Raw genomic sequence first — 20,174 nt, forward strand, 5'->3', positions numbered from 1 at the left:
GATACAGACCTATTTAATGTAAAGTATTCCGATTAAATTTCATCGCCGCAAAATAACGACGATAAAACTTGTCCAAAGCGTGTTAAGCCGCAAGTAGATGACTCAAGCTCTGCTGGCCAACATCAAGCGCTTGTTTACTGACAGGGCGATTATTTTCAAAACCATCCAGATGATGATCGACCGCCATAATAACATCAGCAATATAAGCCAGTGTATCGTCTTCGATACGTTGTCCACTCTCTATGCGTTTTTCAATATAAATGGCTAGCTGACCAAGCATGCTGGCGGGTGTTGGTAATTGTAAAAAACGCAATGCGCCTGCCACTTGGCGCATCATTCCCGGTATATTCTGGATATTAAGCATATCGCGTTCAGGCTCTGCCAAATAGTCATTGATGGCTTGTTCGGTACTGGCAATGGCGGTACGGCTTTCTTGTATGAGAGTATCATATGCTGTATTGAGCTGATGCAATGAGATATGTTGGTTATTTAATGGTAAATAAATCGCCCCTGGGGTATGCATCTCTGCCATGGCAATCGTAGCATTCTCTGCATGCATCAATGCCAGTAGCAAGTGATCGAAATCATCTGGCGAAGGCGCCTGCCAACGGCTGACTGCACTTGCCGCTGTGCTAAGACTGTCAGCTGCATTGGACAGTCCTAACAAGCGCAAGGCTGAGCTCAGTTCAGTCAACTCTTCAATGATCTGGGCAGTTTGCATATCAACAGGATTGATGGAGTCGCCGCGGGCGTAGCTGTCCACATTTTCTTTGATGGTATTAATTTGAGATTGAATGATGTCGTTCAACGTATCGGTCAGCGCGCGATTGGGACCAAACAAGAAACGCTTCATCTCCTCAAGCTGAGCACCTTCTAGATGGTTGCTTGCATACTGCTCACGAAGCTGCTGCGCCTCAACCGTATCACGCTGACAGGCAAAATTGACCAAGTCTGCAAAACGCGTGTCCATCACTGGTAAGTAGCTTTGAAATTGCTGCTCTAAGTAAATCAGAGTGTGCTTCTGGCTTAAGTTCAATGGCAAGACCGCTGCGATATCAGTCACGGCAGTAGTCGCTGCCTGCCAAAACAGACTGTTGGTATTTGCTGCGATCAACGCACAGGCAGCACTCATGGCATCGAGTTTTTGCTGATCGTTTGAATTGATGTTGCCGTCTTGATTGAGTAGGACAACGCCAAGACCACTACGATAGGCGTAAGTTAGCAGCTCTGTGTCTAGGTTAAGTGTGCTTAGTGGTTCGAAGTTTTTTTCAGGGTTGGCAATGATGACGCTACTGCTGCCAAAAGCAGAAAAAGATTCTACGGTGATGGGTGCTTTTTGCACATGAGCATTGAGCTTGTTAACCACTGGCAATAACAAAGTCGGCTCTACCGACTCAGTCAATAAGACAAACTCGACATAGCGATCTAGAGTCATGATGGCTTCTGATAAATCCATGATAAGCGCAGTATCATCATTGTCGCCGCTATCATAAAGGCGCTGCAAACCATCGACGATCGCATTGTTTAACACTTCCGCACCGACAAGAGAAATCAGTTTAAAAATACAAGACAGCTGCTTTAGTACGTCAATAGAATCTGCCAACAAAGGTGCTTGGCTACTATCGTCATTGAACTCGCTCAGATGAATCTCAGTATCTTTAAGCGTTGCGATAACCTCATCATGTAATAAATGAAGTGATGGCAGGTTAAAATCAGTAACACTAAGCGTTGGGGCGGTTAACTTCATTTGCGCAGACTGGTCCATAAGTATTTTTCCATAATGTACTGATGAGAATAGCAATGGTATAAAAATATCAAAAAATAGGTGTTAGTGATGTTTTAACGCTTTATATGACAATAATCAAGATTATATTGTACAAATGTCAGTGTAATGCAGGATTGATATAGCAGCTACATATTGGCTTTTAGCTCAGGGTAGTCCTCTGCAAGAGAAGCGTACCAGCTTTGATTGGTAGTCTCATCTGACGTCGATGCTAGCAATAAATTGGCCAAATTAGCAAAGCTGGCATGGGCAGTCTGCCCACCATCTGATTGCGTGTCCTCTTCAATGGCGAGCGTCACTTGTCCACCAGTCATTGCCAAATAAACTTCGGCTAAAATCTCTGAGTCAAGTAAAGCCCCGTGAAAAGTACGGTCTTGCTTACCAACATCCAGACGACGTACGAGGGCGTCCAACGTGTTCTTTTGTCCGGGGTACTGCTGCTTTGCCATGACCAATGAATCGGTCACTTGTACGCGCTCAGCAAAGTCATTTAGACCGACCTTAGCAAACTCCATGTTGAGAAAGTTCATATCAAAGGTGGCGTTGTGAGCGATAATCTCAGCACCATCCATAAAGTCGTACAATGACTGGGCAACTTGATCAAAAGTAGGCTTGTCGGCCAAAAATGCCTCAGAGATACCATGAATGCGAATGACTTCCTCATCCATGCCACGCTGCGGATTGATATAGACGTGTAGTTTTTCACCAGTAAATTTACGCCCAACCATCTCAACAATACCGACCTCGATGACACGGTCGCCCTTTAGTGCGTCAAGTCCTGTAGTCTCTGTATCCATGATGAGCTGACGATTTGTTTCATGACGATGTATCGGCTTTGGCAATAGCGGTTTGAAATGAGGGTTGGCACGGCTAGTATCCCCATCAAACTTGGGTGCATCAGTATCTATAGGTGGCATATCACTAGTCATGACGGTATCATTCATGGGTGTTTGGGCTTCTGGCATGGCTTTGTTACTCATCGTGTTGGGTGCGTTGTCTTGATATTGGGCAGTTTCTACCATGACATCATCATTTATCATACGTTTTTCATGGCTATGGTGACTGTCATTGATTAGTAACTCATCTTCTGACACATCTTCGTCAAACTCGTCATCTACCATATCTAGACCCAACGGGTCGAACTTTAGCCAATCATCATTGGTGACAGGTTTTTTATCAGTCGCTATGCGGTCTTTTTTTTTAGGTGCGTCTGATTCTTTTATCATAGAGGAGTGACCACTGTTTGACGTAACCCCTAAGTTTGCCAGTTCATCTGCTTTTTCGTTACCGGCATGTCCAGCGTGACCCTTAACCCAGTGCCAATCAACATCACGCTGTTGACATAGCATATCCAATTGTTGCCAAAGGTCTTGATTGGCAACTGGCTTTTTACTGGCTGTTTTCCAGCCTTTTTTCTTCCAGCCTTCAATCCATTCGGTGATGCCTTTTTGGACGTAGCTAGAGTCTGTCCAAATCTCAAGTTTTTGCTCATGTGAGCTATGTGTTAGGGCCTGTATCGCACCCATGAGTTCCATGCGATTATTGGTGGTTTCTGTATCACCGCCATATAAATCCTGCGTACTACCATCACTAAATATAAGGTGCGCGCCCCAACCGCCAGCACCGGGATTGCCTTTGCAGGCACCGTCAGTATACGCTACCGTTGTGTTTTTCTTGGCGGCTAACGCATCAGTTGCGTTGCTTGTATTAGAGTGTGGCATTGCGTTACGGTTGTCTGACATAGAAATGTATAAACCTAATAAATAGTAAGCATAAAAGTGGTATTAGAGCATCGCGCTCATGCTAATTGAACGATGCTAGTGCCGCTGTGAGTATAACAAATCTATCGTAAATATGGGTGGTCGTGACGCACAAAATCGCAAAACCAGCGATGGCAACGCATAACACAATAGTAACCTGATTGTTTTCTGTTAAAATAGCTTGGTTCGCTAAAAAGCGTCTATTTTTTAGCGAAAATGCTTTTAAAGAAGCCAATACCAGCGCGCTGTCTTTGTCACATTTGTCACAATAGTATCCACAGAAAATATTTGTAGATAGCTATTTGATAGTTTTTTATGACAACGCGCTCAATGCAAGTCTCCCATACATGACCGCAGGATAGCTTTATTATGTCTTTATGCTCAAATGTTTTTTATAAGCGACTGACGTATCTGATGCTCAGTGCTACGGCCAGCACAGCGCTTCTTTTGAGTGGCTGTAGTGATAACAGCAGTACTAAAGTAGATACCGAAGTTGCCGCAGATTTATCTGTCTTTGCCGGTTGTTATACGGTGAGTCAAGATGAGCCTGCGCAAATAAAGGTTAGCCAACAAGACGGTGCTTGGGTAATGCAGATGAAAGAGCCTGCAAGTGCTAAGCGTGTTTGGGATGAGCCTGAAGCGTTAGAAGTGATTAAAAATAGTGACATACCGCAGTTTTTCTCTATTGATCCAGACAATGTCGATGCGGTGATCGGGCGTCCTGATCGAGTGCTCGTGCTGGCGCATGTCAAGCCCGCCTATGCCAATATCGACCCACTCTTAGACAGTGAGTACTTGTCTTATATTTACCGAGGTGCTAACACCATTTATCGAGTAGAGTGTGACGATGTCAATACCGATATATTGGCCAATCCACACGCTAACATCATTATCGATAATGTGAATGAGAGTAGTTAGATAAGTATTGCTCATAGATATCATTGATGATCAATAGGATTTGTCTAGATCGTATTTTGCTATAAACAGTCATGCCAGTAGAGTCAAGCTATATGAATTTTTTTAGTTATGTTGTGTTAGGTGGGTTTTCTTATGCAGCGGGTTGGGCGATAAGAACGTATGTATTAGAAAAACAGCATAAGACTGACCAGCCTTATAATCTCAAGCATCCGGCCATTTTGGCGTACTTGGGTGGGTTTTTTATCGTTATGCTGATTGTTTCGTGGTTGATTGGTCGCTATGCGCTTGGTCATGCTGCGATCGATTTACCATTTATTATTGTCAACAGCCTCGTGGCAACCTTTGTGTATTCGTTTGGGCTCAATCCAGAAAAAGCAAGCTATGATGTGCCGAATTAAAATCTGATATTTAAAGGTTTAATCGTTCAGCATCAGATTGATTAAAGCAACAAAAAGCCACAACCAATGTGAATGGCTGTGGCTTTTTTAAGACTGCAATTCTTTACCTGTTAAGAAGTTAGCAGTTAACCGATAATTAGCAGTTAAGACATAATTATCGGCTAAAACATAAATAGTTACGAAGCCTTTTTGAGATCAGTACTGGTTTCATTATCATCTTCTTCATCAGTGCTGGTCTTGTCGTTACTGATGTTGTCAATATCTTTTTCATCTACTGGCTTGCTTTTGGCATCCCCTTGCTCTTGTTTCCACACTTTATATTTTTGCAAATCCTTTTGGGCTTGTTTTAAACAAAATTTGAGTACAAGTGCGTCATCGATATAGCCGATAAACGGAATAGAGTCTGGGATAAGGTCAATAGGGTTTAGTGTGTAAATTGCCCCAACCACGCCAGCTGAGATGGTTCTAAAAGGAATCTTACGATAGTCACCTTTATAGTAATCTTTGATTAGACTCATAAATAGCATCAAGTCATCGCTAAAAGGTTCAAGGTAGCTATTGTCCTCTAGCTTTTCTTTAAGTTTGTCTTCTTTTCCAATCAAGTATTTCAAATTAGAAACGAGTGTTTTTTCTTTATCATTTTTCTTGGTAAACATAATTGTTGCCTTTGTTTATTTGCGATGAATTTGTATTTACAGTAACAAATATACTCGCCCCATGTTGTGTGTCTCGGTAGCGAAAAAGTAAATATAGGTAAAGGCTTGGGTAACTTGACTGCTGGCAAGATGCGTTACAATGCTTGAGTATGACAGCGTCATTTGTGATGTGCGCTGCTGCAAAAAGATGACAATGTATAAATCATAAAAACAAAAATGTATAGGTAGTAACAACGTATGGGTTCAAAAACACCGTCCATCCAGCAGTCAATAAAAGATAAAAACCTACAATCAAACCTAGCTGATGAGCTTAGTGTTGGCCTAAACCGTCGACAGTTTTTGCGTCGAATAGGGGTTAGCGCAGGTGCTGCGGCATTGGCGACTCAAAGTATTTCTCACGTATTCGCTGCCAGTCTCATTGAGTCTAATAATAGCTCGCAGCTGACCAAAGACGATCTGCCTGCGTTGTTGGATGAGCGCTCAGCGCAAACCTCCCTAATCACAAGCTGCACCACGCCTACGATTGAAACCCGACTTTTTGCCAGCTCTAACGTGGGCGGTAGTGATGAGCGCAATCAGTTGGCATTAGATCGTATGGCTTGTGCGGGGTTTAAAATAAATAATCCTGATATTACCAATCGTCAGTATTTGCGTTTTGCGGGTACGGACTCGCAGCGTGCCAGTGATTTTCAAAACCTTGCGACCGGAGCGATAGCAGCGCCAAAGCTGCTACTGGGTGTGCGCGGTGGTTACGGAGCGATGCGAATATTACCGATGATTGATTGGACAACGCTTGGGCGTATTATGAAAGAGCGCGGCACGATACTCGCAGGCTTCAGTGATGTGACCGCTATTCAGTGTGCGCTATTGGCAAAAGGGGCGATGAGTTCGCTTGCGGCACCGATGCTATATAGTGAGTTTGGCAAAACGGCACCTGATCAAGTGACCTGTCGCCAGTTCGCTGAGGCCTTAACCAATCCTAACCTCATGATCACCATACAAGATGCCTCTCTAACCAGTCAGCAATTGCCTACCATACTCACAGCAGGCGAGCCTAAAGTGCTCACTGGTACGATTTGGGGTGGCAATCTGAGCGTGGTGTCTGCGCTGGCAGGTAGTGAGTATTTGCCGCGCATTGAGGGCGGTATTGTGTTCTTAGAGGATGTGGGCGAGCAGGCTTACCGTATTGAACGCATGCTGTATGACTTGTATTTAGCTGGTGTGTTTAAAGGTCAACAGGCGATTGTATTTGGCGCATTGTCTGGTTCAGGTGAGGACAGCTATGACAAGCGCTATGATGTCGCCACAGTCATTCGTCAATTGCATAAGCTGACCGGATTACCGATATATAGTGGCATGCGTTTCGGTCATATCGGCAAAAAACACAGCTTTCCGCTTGGGGCGACTTGTCAGCTGACTCCTAATATAGCGGGCGGCTATCAGTTAGCATTCACCGATTATCCCGCCATCAAGGCGGATGCTATCAATGTGGAAGGGTTATGGCAGACGGCTTAAACACTAAGTATCCATAAACATTAGACACGAATAATCTTAAATCGCCAGCCGTGAAAACTTGTCTTGATACTCTTTGGGCGTTAATTCTGTCGCACGTTTGAACAATCGTGTGAACGAAGAGATATCATCATAGCCGACTTGATCCGCCAGCGACTTTATCGTCACATCGCCCGATTCCAAGAGGCGTTTTGCTTGCTCAATTCTGACAGCCTGAATATACTCAACGGGTCGCATCGCCACGCTGGCTTGAAAGCGTCTATTCAAGGTACGTGGGGTAATGTTTACCATGGCAGCCAAACTACTAACTTGTATTGGCTGCTGAAAGTTTTGTTCGATAAATTCTTGGACTTGTTTGACCAACTGATCGGAATGCGGCTTGTGCAAAGTCACGTTGGTATAGCTGTTTTGATTACCTCGCTTGCTGTCAATAATCTGAGTTTTTGCTACTTGTGTCGAGATCTCCCGTCCGCAGTAGCGCTCTATTAGTAACAGTCCTAAATCATAAAAAGCACTGCCGCCTGCTGCACAAAAAATATTGCCAGACTCATTACTTGAATGAGTAACAAACTGGTTCTCTTGTAAGTCCACCAGTGGAAAATCTGTCTTAAATTTATTGGCATAGCCCCAATGTGTTGTGGCGACTTTATGATCTAATAATCCTGCCTCCGCCAAGAAAAAAGCCCCGCTACAGTTGCTGGCAATATCTGCATTGGTATTGGCCAGTCGCTTTAAATGCGGAAGCAGCTCACTGTTTTGCTTCAATACCTTATCAATAGAATCGCCAATGGTTGGCACCAGTAACAAGTCGCACTCCGTCACGTCTCGAATATCACAATGGGCATGAACCATTAAGCGATTACTACATCTGATAGCGCCGCCGCCAAGGCTTGCGATCTGTACCTTAAATCGTGGCTCTACATCCTCATCTAAAAATCGCTGCCAGCTGACCCCTGTAAATGAAAACAGATCTAAGGCGCCAGCGAGCACGCTCCCAAGCACACCATCGAAGCCAAGAATGATTACTTTAAACGGTTTGAAATAAGGCATAAGGCTCTCGCATTTTTAGGTGTGTTTGTTAAAAACAGGGTGTTTTTAATGAGTTTTTCTTAAAATTTCGTCTTATTTGACCATGATTATGTCATAAATGACAATACGGCAAAGCGCTAAATTAGCTTAATATCAATTGATAAGTATTAACCCCCTTTGTTTTGCCTTTTCAATGATGCCGTAAATATCAGAAATAAAATCATTGAACATGGTAGCCACATAAACGGACTTTCATGATTGACGCTATTTGAACTTCACTAAAAGAGACGACTATGGCCGCAGACACCCTTATCAACGACTTTGAGTTACCGTTCCAGCTGTACGATGTGCTAGGAACACAAACCCTCACCGAACACGCAAAGTTCTCAGAGCACAGCCGCGAGACCTTTGATGCGGTATTAGATACCGCGAATAAGATCGCGACGGATTTATTTCTACCGCATAATCACTTGGCAGACAAGAACGAACCGCAGTTCGATGGTAAAAAGGTCAGCATGATAAGCGATGTCAAAGTCGCTTTTGATGCGTTTCGCGAGTCGGGCTTTATCGCTGGTCGTTACAGTTTTGAAGACGGTGGTATGCAGCTACCTGAAACGGTCATGACTGCGGTGGCAGGCTATTTTATGGCAGCCAACCCGTCGACGACCGCCTATCCATTTTTGACGACAGCAGCCATCAATGTCATTTCTCACTTTGCCAGTGATGATATCAAATCCGCCTTTATGCCGCGTATGCTGACAGGTGAGTTTACTGGAACCATGGCACTGACAGAGCCGCACGCTGGCTCGTCACTTGCCGATATCAAAACCACCGCTGTCAAGCAAGAGGACGGCTCGTACCGCATCAAAGGCAGTAAAATTTATATCTCAGCAGGGGATCATGAACTGTCTGACAATATTGTCCATCTAGTATTGGCCAAGATTCCAGGTGGTCCTAGTGGGGTAAAAGGCATCTCTTTATTTGCGGTGCCAAAGTACCGTTTAAATGATGATATGTCTGTAGGCGAGCGCAACGATGTGCACCTGACAGGACTGATTCACAAACTTGGCTATCGAGGGGCAACCTCGACGGCATTGAGCTTTGGTGACGCGGGCGATTGTCACGGTTACCTGATCGGTGATGAGCATTTTGGTCTGCGTTATATGTTCAAGATGATGAACGAGGCACGTATTGCAGTTGGATTTGGCGCGGCGATGATTGGCTATCGCGGTTATCAGTATTCGCTCGATTATGCCAAAGACCGTACACAAGGTCGAATCGCACCAAAAAACAAGCCTGAAGATGATGCGACTGCCATTATTCAGCATGGTGATGTAAAGCGTATGCTATTGGCACAAAAAGCCTATTCTGAAGGTGGTATCTCCTTGTGCTTATATGGCTCAAACCTAATTGACCGTATCAACACCTGTGAAGACGAAACGTTAAAGAACGAGCTGACTGAACTATTGGATTTGCTGACGCCCGTACTGAAAGCATGGCCGTCTGAATATGGGCCAAAAGCCAATGATTTGGGTATTCAAGTATTGGGCGGTGCTGGTTATACGCGTGAATATCATGCCGAACAGTTTTGGCGTGACAATCGTCTCAATCCCATTCATGAAGGCACAAATGGCGTACAGGCACTAGATTTGTCATGCCGTAAGTTATGGCAAAAAGGTGGTCTTGGTATTCAAATATTAAAGCGTGAAATCACGCAGGATTTAGAAAATATCACCACGCCTGAGAGTGCTGCACTCGCGGGTAAATTAACGCCTTATATGGGGCATTTGCATGAAGTGTTGGTGCATTTGAGCAAAGTGTTGCAGAAAGAAGAGGCCATCACGCTAACGGGCAATGCGCAGGCGCTGATGAATATTTTTGCCTCAATTGTGCTGAGCTGGATTTGGATTCGCCAAGCAAGTAAAGCTGAACAACTACTCAGTACAACGCAAGATGTGGAAAAGCAAAATTTCTATAAAGGAAAGATACAAGCGGCGAAGTACTTCATCGATTGGGAACTACCATTAATCAACCGGGATATTGCCATTTTAAACAATAACAATTCTGTTTGCACTGATATGCAAGCAGACTGGTTCTAAGGACGACTCTAAGGAAAGAGCAATGACAACGATAAATAAACAGTGGCGATTAAAAGCAAGACCAGTGGGCGAACCAAGTGCTGAAACTTGGGATTATACCGAGAAAGAAATACCGACTATTACCGATGGTCAATTACTGATTAGAATTGATTATATCTCTATCGATCCTGCGATGCGTGGTTGGCTGAACGATGCCAAATCTTATATCGCGCCAGTACAAATTGGCGAAGTTATGCGCGCCGGTACGGTGGGTGAAGTGATTGAAAGTAAGCATGAGAAATTTGCAGTAGGTGATTATGTCGCAGGTCACGATGGCGTACAGTCATATGCGGTCAGCGATGGTACTGGTCTGCATAAAGTTGATCCAAGTCTAGCACCGCTGTCTTATTACTTAGGCGTACTCGGTATGCCGGGGATGACAGGGTATTTCGGTCTGCTGAAAACGGGTCAGCCAAAAGCAGGCGAGACGGTAGTGGTATCAGGAGCTGCTGGTGCGGTTGGTAGCTTGGTCGGTCAGATTGCCAAAATTAAAGGCTGCCGCGTCGTTGGTATCGCAGGTGGTAGCGATAAATGCAAATTCTTAGTCGATGAGCTTGGGTTTGATGCGACGATTGATTATAAAAACGAAGACGTCAAAAAAGCACTGAAGAAAACCTGTCCAAATGGCGTTGATGTCTATTTCGATAACGTTGGCGGTGATATTTTAAATGACGTGCTTACTCAGATTAATCTACGAGCTCGTATAGTCATTTGCGGTGCGATCAGTCAATACAACAACACTGAAGCCGTCAAAGGCCCATCGAACTATTTATCGCTATTGGTCAATCGTGCTCGTATGGAAGGTATTGTGGTGTTCGATAATATTAAAGAATATCCAATCGCGATGAAAGAGATTGCTGGCTGGATCCAGTCAGGTGATATCAAAGTAAAAGATCATATCGTTGAGGGTATCGAGACATTTCCTGAGACGCTTATGATGCTCTTTAACGGTGAAAACTTCGGCAAACTAGTACTTAAGGTAGAGGGATAAATCATGACACTGAATACAAACGGAATTGCATCAGATGTAACGGGTAAGCGTATTTTGATCACTGGTGGCGCATCAGGCATTGGTGCCGCAAGCGCATTGCTATTGGCCAGTCGCGGCGCAAAAGTCGTGATCGGTGACATGGCAGAAGAAATGGGTGAGTCTGTTGCCCAGCAAGGCCGAGATGCAGGTAACAGCATCACTTTTAGAAAGGTAGATGTGACTAGCGGTGATGAAGTGCGTGCATTGTTTGACTTCGCGATGGAGACATTAGGTGGTATAGATGTGGTGGTAAACAACGCAGGTATCGACCACAAGCCTTCACCCATGCATGAGCTAAGCGATGATGACTTTGATCGAAATATCGCTGTGAACCTAAAAGGGGTCTGGCACTGTATGCGTGCTGCTGTCAATTGTATGATACCGAATGGCGGTGGTCATGTGATTAATGTGGCATCTATTGCCGGTCTACGTTCCGCGCCCATGATCTCAGCCTATAGTGCAGCAAAGCATGGTGTAATGGGTCTGACTAAGTCAGCAGCCCACGAGTACGCCCGCGCCAATATTCGTTTTAACGCGGTATGTCCAAGTTTTATTGATACACCAATGGTGCGTAATACCATGGCAACCATGAACGAACGCGCGCAGCAAGCAACCGTTAAGGCCAGTCCGTTACGCCGTTTGGGCGAGGTGGATGAGGTGTCTGCCGCGATTGCATGGCTAGCTAGCGACGAGAGCAGCTTTATGAATGGTCACGCATTTACCTTAGATGGTGGCATGTTGGCATAATTTTGACGAAAATGTCATAGAATATTTAAAGATATAAGGAATAACGATGAAGGATTTATTTGATTTAACCGGTAAGGTTGCCCTAGTGACAGGTGCCAGTCGCGGTATTGGTGAGTCTATTGCCCGTTTATTGGCCTCAAGAGGGGCACACGTGATTGTCTCTAGCCGCAAGATTGATGCTTGCCAAGCAGTAGCAGATAGCATTAAAGCTGACGGTCATAAAGCCAGCGCCTTTGCCTGTCATGTGGGAGATATGGAGCAAATTGACGCGGTTTTTGAACACATCAAAAGTGAGTTTGGTCAAATTGATGTCTTGGTCAATAACGCTGCAGCCAACCCGTATTATGGTCATATTTTAGATACAGACTTAGCCGCTTTTGATAAAACGGTTGAAGTAAATATTCGTGGTTACTTCTTTATGTCAACGGCCGCTGGCAAAATGATGAAAGAACAAGGCGGCGGTGTGATTCTAAATACGGCTTCGGTCAACGGCTTAGTAGCAGGTGACAAGCAAGGTATTTACTCAATTACCAAAGCGGCGGTCATTAGTATGACCAAAGCCTTTGCTAAAGAATGTGGGCCACTGAATATCCGTGTCAACGCGCTATTGCCGGGCTTAACAGATACCAAGTTTGCCTCGGCGCTAACGACCAATGATAAAGTCTTGAAAATGGCGCTACACTCAATTCCGTTAGGGCGCGTGGCGGAGCCTGATGAAATGGCTGGTACGGTGCTGTATCTCGTGTCGGATGCATCAAGCTATACCACAGGCGCGACTATCGTGGTTGATGGTGGTATGCTGGCTTAATGAGCAAGCTAGAGAACACACGTTAAAAAAAAGCGTTACTATTAAAAACCGCATGAGAGTAAATTTCGTGCGGTTTTTTTGATTTCATTTTTAATGAATTGCATAGCTATTCTGAGTACTTTGCCATTGAATGGACTGTTAGTGCGAAGCAAAAATAGGCAACACCGTGGCATAATACCTTCAAATAATTAAAAGGAGTCAAACGTGGACTCATTGACCAATCATAAAGCAAATATTATTTCGCATAATAAGACATGGCTATTTGTGCCAGCGACTCGCATCGATAGGATAGAAAAAGCCTTTGCTAGTGGCGCAGATGCCGTCATCGTAGATTTGGAAGATACCGTTGCCAAACAAGACAAAGCTGCGGCTCGAGACGCGTTAAAAAACTACTACGACGAGCAAAATGCGAAACAAACTTATCGGCCTATTTGGCTGCGTATCAATCAAGCGGGTAGTGAGGAGTTTTTCAAAGACATCGTGCTTTGCCAGAAAATGCCTAACTTGGCTGGTGTGTTATTGGCTAAGGCCGAGCAAGTAGCTGATATTGAAAGCGTACATCAGCTGACAGGCCTATCTGTCATCGCGTTGATCGAGAGTACTGTTGGGTTATACCAAATCGATAGTATGGCAAAAGTAGTCGGACTGGCTGCATTTAGCTATGGGTTTTTGGATCTGTGTAATGATTTGCAAGTACAAGTTGGCACCACTGCTGCTGATATCATCGCCAATCAGATTCGCTATCAGCTTATTTTGACCTCAAAAGTACACCAGTTATCACCACCGATTGATACGATTTATCCTGATTTTAAAGATGAGTCAGGGTTGAGCAACCGAGTACAGCTATGGTCTCAGATGGGTATGGCAGGGATGTTATGTATTCATCCTAAGCAAGTTGCCACTGTGCAGCAACATTTGCAGCCAACAGACCGTGAATTTGCGTTTGCAACGCGGGTGATAAAAGAGTATGAGAAAAGCGGGCAGGCAGTATTTGAAATAGATGGCGAGATGGTCGATGCGCCAGTGATTGCGCGCAGCCTTCAACTATTGGACAGGTAGCGGTTATTAGCAAAGTAGCAGACAAATCTATAATGCTTTATCATGAGCCATATCTACTCGTATATAAAAGCACATTATGATTTTTATCAATAACCGTATTAGCCTCGATGATAATGAGGTAGAGATCAGCGCCATACGCGCACAAGGCGCAGGCGGGCAGAATGTCAATAAAGTCTCCTCTGCCATTCATCTACGTTTTAATATTCACACCTCAAGCCTAAGCGATGAATACAAACAGCGATTGCTAGACAGTAAAGACAGCCGAATCACCAAAGAAGGCGTGCTTATCATTAAAGCACAGCAGTTTCGTACGCAAGAGCGCAATAAAATAGATGCGCTTGAGCGACTGCAAAGCTTTATCAACAAAGCCACGCATGTTAACAAAACCAGACGGCCCACCAAACCAAGTCGGAATGCCAAACGCAAACGGGTAGATCAAAAAACCCAGCGCGGCAAAACCAAAGCTTTACGCGGTAAAGTGGATTTTTAGAGAGTTTGTGATACTAGATTTTGTCATTGAGAGGTTTTGCGACAGAACAGCTATAGAGCAAAAGCCATCGTAGGTTATGGCGGTTTTTGAATTTATAGTGGTATAGGCGAGAAATTACCACCTATACCATCATGCTAGATTAAATAGTTATTTAGAATGCGCCATTAAGTCCAATAAATAGGCTGGTTGAGTCATCGTCATCACCTTGTGAATGGGTGACACCAGCATTAGCGTTCAATAGACCAAAGCTTCTAGACACTCCAAGTGTCATGGCAACGTTATCATCATCAGTTTCAATCATAGGTGTCTCAAAACTAATGTTAGATAGCGTATTCAAGCTTGCTGTTACCGCTTCACGATTGTCACTCAGCTGCTTTTGATAATGAATATCACCAAATAAGTTGAGGTTCTCCATCAAGGTATGATTGGCTTTGAGACCAATCTTGCCGTATGTCGTAGAGTACTTCTGCTCATCGAACTGCATGGCAACGCCAGACATCTCTTTTTCTTTGAGTCCGTCAATTTTTACGCGGCTCGCCGTTGCACCGATATAAGGTGTGACGGCAATATTACTTACCTGCAATGGGTAGCCTGCCTGCAGATTGGCATAATAACGTTTACCATCAGCATTTGACTTGAACTGTTGTTGGTTGCTACCAAGTGTGACAGCACGTGTGACATCGACATCCATGTTGCCAAATCCTGCAGCACCATTTATCTGTAAACCACCAAACTTGTTGCTATGATAGACACCAAAACCAACTTCTCCCAAATCAATATCACTCAAACCTGTGCCGACATCTGAGTTTTCAAAGTCTTTTTGAGTGATGTTACCGTATAAGCCTGTCACGGCATTAACTGAATTAGGATGAGCAAAATCTACACCAAGCAATACTTGGGTATTATTATCACCATCAAAACCTGCAATGTCTTGATCGGCGACTTCACCGACAGCCCATAGTGTACGAGCAGGTTTTTGCTCACTGCTTTGGATTTGGTTGACGTGTGACTGTAAGCGCTCATTGGTTGCAAGTCCGGTTGTCGTTGCAATATGAGGTAGTACACCGATTAGGCTGGGGGCAGTGACAACAGCATTTGCATAGTCGGCGATCAGTTGGTGGGTAGTACCTGTTGGATGAATGCTATCAGCGAAAAAGTAGTTTTCGTTGGCATCTGTTTCTACAAGAGTGTCACGTCCACAAGTCAGAGAGCTATTGTTGTCACCACAAGCTTCATCGGTGACATTAGTAAAACCATATTGAGCAGGAGACGAAATAATCTCTTGCGTCAAGCTAAACATATCTAGCGGTATGATATTAGCACCAGTATTTGCTACGCCACTAAGCATAAATTGATTATATAAACTGGCGGCACCATTTGCTGCTCTTTGCGCTGCCAAAGCCTCAATAAGATCTTGACCTTCTAGGTTAGGGTCTGGGACAAACCTAGGCGTCAGACCGATATCAGGAATATTAGGTACTAAAATGTAGTTTGCGCCATTGTCTTTTAGTGTATTAATTGTTTTAGTCTGGCTCGCTACTGCGCCAAGTATCGTAGCTTGGGCATTAGCAGGATTTTCAGCGGCCGCAAGCAAGTCATTTGCACCTGCCCACACGACATAAAGTCCATTAGGATCTACTTGGTTATTATCAATATAATTATTAACTTGGCTATTGGCAGAAGCCACTGGAATACCAAAAGCAGTGACATCTACGCCTGCTCTTGCACCACCAATTGCATAATTATTACCCGTCTGACTACCATCATAAGTATTGGCGACAGCAGTAGTACCTAGTTGTTCAGCGAATGATGTTGCCCATGTATTATCAGGGTTAGTAGTAAATTGACCTGACTCTTCAAGCCCAAACGCACCTTGAGTGAGGGGGCTAAAATATCCGCCATCCGTTAAACTGTCGCCAAAAAAGGTGACACTGTCATAAGCATTTGCGTGAGAAATACCAGCCACAGCTAGGCTGATGGCAAGCATGCTTTTAGTGAAAGTTTTGAGATTAGTATGACCAACTATGGGGCGAGCGGTATTACGAGGCATAGCGACTTCCTTGTCATTAATGTAATAGATTGTCAATCGAGTGTAACTATTTTTTAGAAGGCTAGCAATCGTTTTGATTACAACATCAAAAGAATATTGTCTTATTTTTACAACTTTTGTATTTTTGAAAGAAATCTAGCAAGCCTTGTCTAGCAAGACTTGTAAGGCTGTACTATTACATGACCATTTCATTACATACATCACTACTTTCAATCATTTACAAAGCATCGGTCTCAATAGATAGATAGCACTTAGCCAAGTCGCCGACTCAACTCAGGGAAGCGTCTAATCATAAATAACATTAGGAGCAGAGCGATACTCGCAATAGCTGCGCCGACATAACCCACGCTTGATATCGAGATATGCGTCACTGCATAGCCACCAAACAAAGCGCCCGTTCCAATACCTAAATTAATAATACCTGAGAACATCGACATCAGCATGTCTTGTGCATTGACATCGACCATGATGACCTTTGCCTGCATTGAGATAATCAGCAGCATGAGTGCCGCGCCCCAAAGCAGTGCACTAACACTAAGCGCCCATACAGATGTCACGACAAACAGCAATGTCAGCATAGAGACGAGTATTAATATCGTAGATATCAGCATCAATTGGGTGTTATATCTATCACCCCAACGACTGAATATCACACTGCCCACAATGCCTGCCGCCCCAAACAGAAGTAATACAAAAGTAGCCGCATTTTCGCTAATGTTGCCGACTTGGCGCATGAATGGTTCTATGTAAGAGTAGGCCGTATAGTGTGCGGTAAAGACGAGCAAGATAAGCAAATACAGGCAGACCAGTAAGGGGTTTTTGAGTAGTTCTGGAATTTTCCTAAAAGATCCTTCAAACATACTGGGTAGCGTGGGCAACAGTCTTGCTTGCAAAATAAAGACGACAAGCGCAATCACACCAATGCCACCAAATGTCGCGCGCCAACCAAACCACTGACCAACCAAGCGTCCTAACGGCACACCTAATACCATCGCAAGCGACGTCCCAGTTGCGAGCACACTTAGCGCCATGGCTTTTTTACCTTCAGGTGCCACACGTATGGCGATTGCTGCTGTGATGGACCAAAATATCGCATGCGACAGCGCAATCCCAACTCGGCTAATGAGCAGTACGTCAAAACTCCATGCAAATACAGATAGTATATGACTGGCAATAAAGACGGCAAAAAGCCCCAAGAGCAGCCGCTTACGTTCAAATCGACTGGTCAATAGCATCAGCGGCAATGACATCGCTGCCACAATCCAAGCATAGAGCGTCAACATCCAGCCCGTTTCTGCTGTGGTGATAGAGAAATCTTGTGCGATATCACTGAGCAATGCCACAGGGACAAATTCTGTGGTGTTCATAATAAAGGCACTAACGCCCATCAAAAATACTTGAAAATACTGAGTTCGGCGAGCGTTTGCGCTCGTCTCAATGTTATGTGTCATAAAATCCAATACAAAGCAGGTGCTAGGGCGTGTCCCTAATTCAAACGTTTATCACTAAATGGGCTAAAAATGGCTAAATCTTTGACAAACGGCGTCAAATAGCTAGTCAATATCTCAATATTAACCAGCTATTTTCCTTGTTTGCCTGCGATTTGTATCATTTTCATCACCATTTTTAAAATAGGGACACGCCCTAATACAGCGGGTGATAAGTCAAAGTGGGGCAGGTATTCTTGGAATACAAGCGTCGCGAGGCAAGATAGCAAGCCAAAGTCGATTGTAAAAGATATTTTTTGATAAGGATTGTTAACTCAAAGCTCAGCATGAGAGGCTTAGAAAAAGAGATTCAATGAAAAATACGGCACAAATAAAGAGAATTAAAATTCAATATAAGGTGCTTTTAATTTAAAACCCCAACCATTTACCATTGAAAAATAAGTAAACATATCGGTATTTATTTTCTACTATCTGTTGTGCTATCATCGTTGGACGAACTATCGTGGGTTTAACAGTTTTGTTATCGCCGTCCGTGACAACCGTCTCATGGCAGCGTAATAAACCTTGCAACTTCCAGCACGATATAAAATAACCTTGGTAAAGCGCATGAGCCTGTACTCCGACAACCTCATTTGTGCCTGATTTTTTGCCTATTTGGGCGTATATCAACCTTTTTCGTCGGAGTTATAGGAGTCTAAGGTGTTCAATATCATGAGCCACATTGCCAACCAATCTCAATATACCCGTCGTTATCACCCACGCCATCTTTTAGCACAATATGCGATCAATCAGATAGCCACACTTGAGCTACGTTCCAAAGATATTGTCAGAGCCATGGGTTATCCTATCAAGCATACCATTCCTGCCTGTGACCGCTTGCGCCATGTACTGTCGCATAGATATCTTGGACTTGATAGCAGCTATATGGACAAATACTTTACCGCTGATGAGTTTTTAGCAAAACTATTTGCCGTGCTTGAGATACCGTATCAGCCATTCGCAGAAGATATTGCTCAGATCAAAAATGACTTGGCAAATTACCCTAATACGCTACCCAGCTATAGCTTACGAGCAGAAGTGGATTTCACATTTACGAGTGCCGATAATTGGATGTCTCGTGGCGCGGCTTCACGTTTTGCCCAAGTGCATTTACCTAGTGGTTTTGCCAAACTAGACGATGCTACGCGCGAATCAGTAATTCAAGACAGCATCTGTGAGCATTATCAGCAGTATGAGGGCAGTTTGCCATACGACGGTATCATCAAAGGCTATCGACTGACTATTGAACAAAACAACCATATAGTCGACCATACAGAGTATGGATTACCAAAATCTAGCAGTATCTAAATTTTTTGAGTGTATAAATAGCATGAGTCGTTCATTACATTGATTGAATAATCATATTGACTGAAAAATAAGTATAAAAAGCCTCACTTTATCGTGGGGCTTTTTGGTTTTTTACGTGATGTTTTTTCTAAGAATCAGACACTATTAAATGTCAGTTTTACAAAATTAATTTTAAGCTTTAAGCTTCAGGTCTAGAGATGGCACGCCATAAGATCACAAATAGCGCATCAAATTCTGCATTTAACGGTGTTTCCGTTTGGCGAATGGTATGCATTAAGCCTAGTCGACTGATAAACCCCATAAACACATCGAAGAGTATATGCAGTGGGACAGTGTCATTGAGCACCCCACGAGTTTGCCCATCTTCTAATACCGCTAAAAACGCGCCAATTAACTCTTTGTTTTCATAGATTGCGATATTACGTATCCGTGAGGCCGAGACAGAAGACAGCACCATCACCGCATCTGGATGCGAGTCGACAAAATCAAAGCACACCCACAGCGTTTTACGTAGACGATCTTGTACGCTATCAATCCCTTGCAGATGATCCATAATACGAGCGGCTAATCTGCCGAGTACGATATCCATAATGGTATAAAACAGCGTTTGCTTGTCCCCGAAGTATTTGTAGAGCGTTTGCAAGGAAACGTTTGCAGACTTTGCAATCTGCGCCATCGTCACCTCATTCGCATCAAATCCTGCAAAGACTTTACGAACAGCTTGCTCAATTTTATCCAAAGTTGCGGGCCGCATATCGGATAGGGGCGCTAAAGATCGAGTTTGCGTGAGGCTATCTGACTGACTAAAGGCTTTCATATTTATCGCTTCTTAAAGTATTGGCTGTTTGATATGTCCTACCAATTGAATAAATTGCTGATTAGTTCTCATTATTAAATTAATGAGTAATTCAGATTACCATTTTTATTTAATAAATTGCGAAGTGGTTTTTCGTAGCCTAGTATAAGACTCGTATATTAATAAATACAAAGAATTTATCGTA

At 43.8% G+C, this 20,174-nt stretch carries 17 protein-coding genes; 10 read left to right on the forward strand and 7 right to left on the reverse strand.

All coding sequences use genetic code 11. The annotated features are described in order from the left end of the window. Positions 1–82 precede the first annotated feature (82 nt). On the reverse strand, positions 83–1,765 hold the full coding sequence (locus tag I3255_RS04175; RefSeq protein ID WP_238037155.1) for a hypothetical protein: 1,683 nt from the start codon (positions 1,763–1,765) through the stop codon (positions 83–85). Positions 1,766–1,911: 146 nt separating this feature from the next. Continuing rightward, a complete protein-coding gene (dnaQ, locus tag I3255_RS04180; RefSeq protein WP_238037156.1) occupies positions 1,912–3,525 on the reverse strand; it encodes a DNA polymerase III subunit epsilon in 1,614 nt (537 codons plus the stop codon). Between the two features lie 387 nt (positions 3,526–3,912). On the opposite strand from dnaQ, the gene I3255_RS04185 reads away from it, so the two are divergent. Then, positions 3,913–4,461 carry a hypothetical protein gene (locus tag I3255_RS04185; RefSeq protein ID WP_238037158.1) on the forward strand — a complete coding sequence of 183 codons (549 nt, stop codon included), beginning with the start codon at positions 3,913–3,915 and terminating at the stop codon, positions 4,459–4,461. A gap of 92 nt (positions 4,462–4,553) precedes the next feature. Further along, a complete protein-coding gene (locus I3255_RS04190) occupies positions 4,554–4,859 on the forward strand; it encodes a hypothetical protein (RefSeq protein WP_238037159.1) in 306 nt (101 codons plus the stop codon). Positions 4,860–5,035: 176 nt separating this feature from the next. Here the strand turns inward: I3255_RS04190 and I3255_RS04195 are convergent, their stop codons facing one another. Beyond that, positions 5,036–5,515, reverse strand: coding sequence for a DUF1232 domain-containing protein (locus I3255_RS04195; protein ID WP_238037160.1), 480 nt, complete (start codon positions 5,513–5,515; stop codon positions 5,036–5,038). A 237-nt stretch (positions 5,516–5,752) separates the two neighbouring features. Here I3255_RS04195 and I3255_RS04200 point away from each other — a divergent pair, with 237 nt between their 5' ends. After that, a complete protein-coding gene (locus I3255_RS04200; RefSeq protein ID WP_238037161.1) occupies positions 5,753–7,030 on the forward strand; it encodes an LD-carboxypeptidase in 1,278 nt (425 codons plus the stop codon). A 36-nt stretch (positions 7,031–7,066) separates the two neighbouring features. Here the strand turns inward: I3255_RS04200 and I3255_RS04205 are convergent, their stop codons facing one another. After that, positions 7,067–8,077 carry a helix-turn-helix domain-containing protein gene (locus tag I3255_RS04205; RefSeq protein WP_238037163.1) on the reverse strand — a complete coding sequence of 337 codons (1,011 nt, stop codon included), beginning with the start codon at positions 8,075–8,077 and terminating at the stop codon, positions 7,067–7,069. Positions 8,078–8,349: 272 nt separating this feature from the next. Between I3255_RS04205 and I3255_RS04210 the strand changes: the two genes are divergently transcribed. From I3255_RS04210 to arfB, 6 genes are all read left to right on the forward strand, one after another. Beyond that, complete coding sequence (locus I3255_RS04210) at positions 8,350–10,155, forward strand: acyl-CoA dehydrogenase (protein WP_238037165.1); 1,806 nt, start codon at positions 8,350–8,352, stop codon at positions 10,153–10,155. Between the two features lie 22 nt (positions 10,156–10,177). Then, on the forward strand, positions 10,178–11,185 hold the full coding sequence (locus tag I3255_RS04215; RefSeq protein WP_238037167.1) for an NADP-dependent oxidoreductase: 1,008 nt from the start codon (positions 10,178–10,180) through the stop codon (positions 11,183–11,185). Positions 11,186–11,188: 3 nt separating this feature from the next. Continuing rightward, positions 11,189–11,971 (forward strand): SDR family NAD(P)-dependent oxidoreductase, encoded by a 783-nt coding sequence (locus tag I3255_RS04220; RefSeq protein WP_238037170.1) that lies wholly within the window; start codon positions 11,189–11,191, stop codon positions 11,969–11,971. Between the two features lie 46 nt (positions 11,972–12,017). Further along, positions 12,018–12,779 carry an SDR family oxidoreductase gene (locus I3255_RS04225; RefSeq protein ID WP_238037173.1) on the forward strand — a complete coding sequence of 254 codons (762 nt, stop codon included), beginning with the start codon at positions 12,018–12,020 and terminating at the stop codon, positions 12,777–12,779. Between the two features lie 204 nt (positions 12,780–12,983). Continuing rightward, entirely contained in the window at positions 12,984–13,838 is an 855-nt protein-coding gene (locus I3255_RS04230; protein WP_238037176.1) for a CoA ester lyase, read from the forward strand. 76 nt (positions 13,839–13,914) lie between these two features. Next, positions 13,915–14,328, forward strand: coding sequence for an alternative ribosome rescue aminoacyl-tRNA hydrolase ArfB (arfB, locus tag I3255_RS04235; protein WP_238037179.1), 414 nt, complete (start codon positions 13,915–13,917; stop codon positions 14,326–14,328). Positions 14,329–14,479: 151 nt separating this feature from the next. On the opposite strand, the gene I3255_RS04240 is transcribed toward arfB, so the two are convergent. Both I3255_RS04240 and I3255_RS04245 read right to left on the reverse strand, forming a co-directional pair. Continuing rightward, the gene (locus I3255_RS04240) at positions 14,480–16,378 is read right to left on the reverse strand and encodes an autotransporter domain-containing protein (RefSeq protein ID WP_238037181.1); all 1,899 of its coding nucleotides are present in this window, start codon (positions 16,376–16,378) and stop codon (positions 14,480–14,482) included. A 251-nt stretch (positions 16,379–16,629) separates the two neighbouring features. Continuing rightward, entirely contained in the window at positions 16,630–17,829 is a 1,200-nt protein-coding gene (locus tag I3255_RS04245; RefSeq protein WP_269117260.1) for a sugar transporter, read from the reverse strand. 708 nt (positions 17,830–18,537) lie between these two features. Here I3255_RS04245 and I3255_RS04250 point away from each other — a divergent pair. Beyond that, positions 18,538–19,173, forward strand: a complete 636-nt coding sequence (locus I3255_RS04250) for a hypothetical protein (protein WP_238037184.1) — start codon at positions 18,538–18,540, stop codon at positions 19,171–19,173. A 178-nt stretch (positions 19,174–19,351) separates the two neighbouring features. On the opposite strand, the gene I3255_RS04255 is transcribed toward I3255_RS04250, so the two are convergent. Continuing rightward, positions 19,352–19,990 (reverse strand): TetR/AcrR family transcriptional regulator, encoded by a 639-nt coding sequence (locus I3255_RS04255; RefSeq protein ID WP_238037187.1) that lies wholly within the window; start codon positions 19,988–19,990, stop codon positions 19,352–19,354. Positions 19,991–20,174: the final 184 nt, after the last annotated feature.

Origin of the sequence: Psychrobacter sp. Ps6 (assembly GCF_022129235.1) — a bacterium.
Taxonomy (GTDB): Bacteria; Pseudomonadota; Gammaproteobacteria; order Pseudomonadales; family Moraxellaceae; genus Psychrobacter.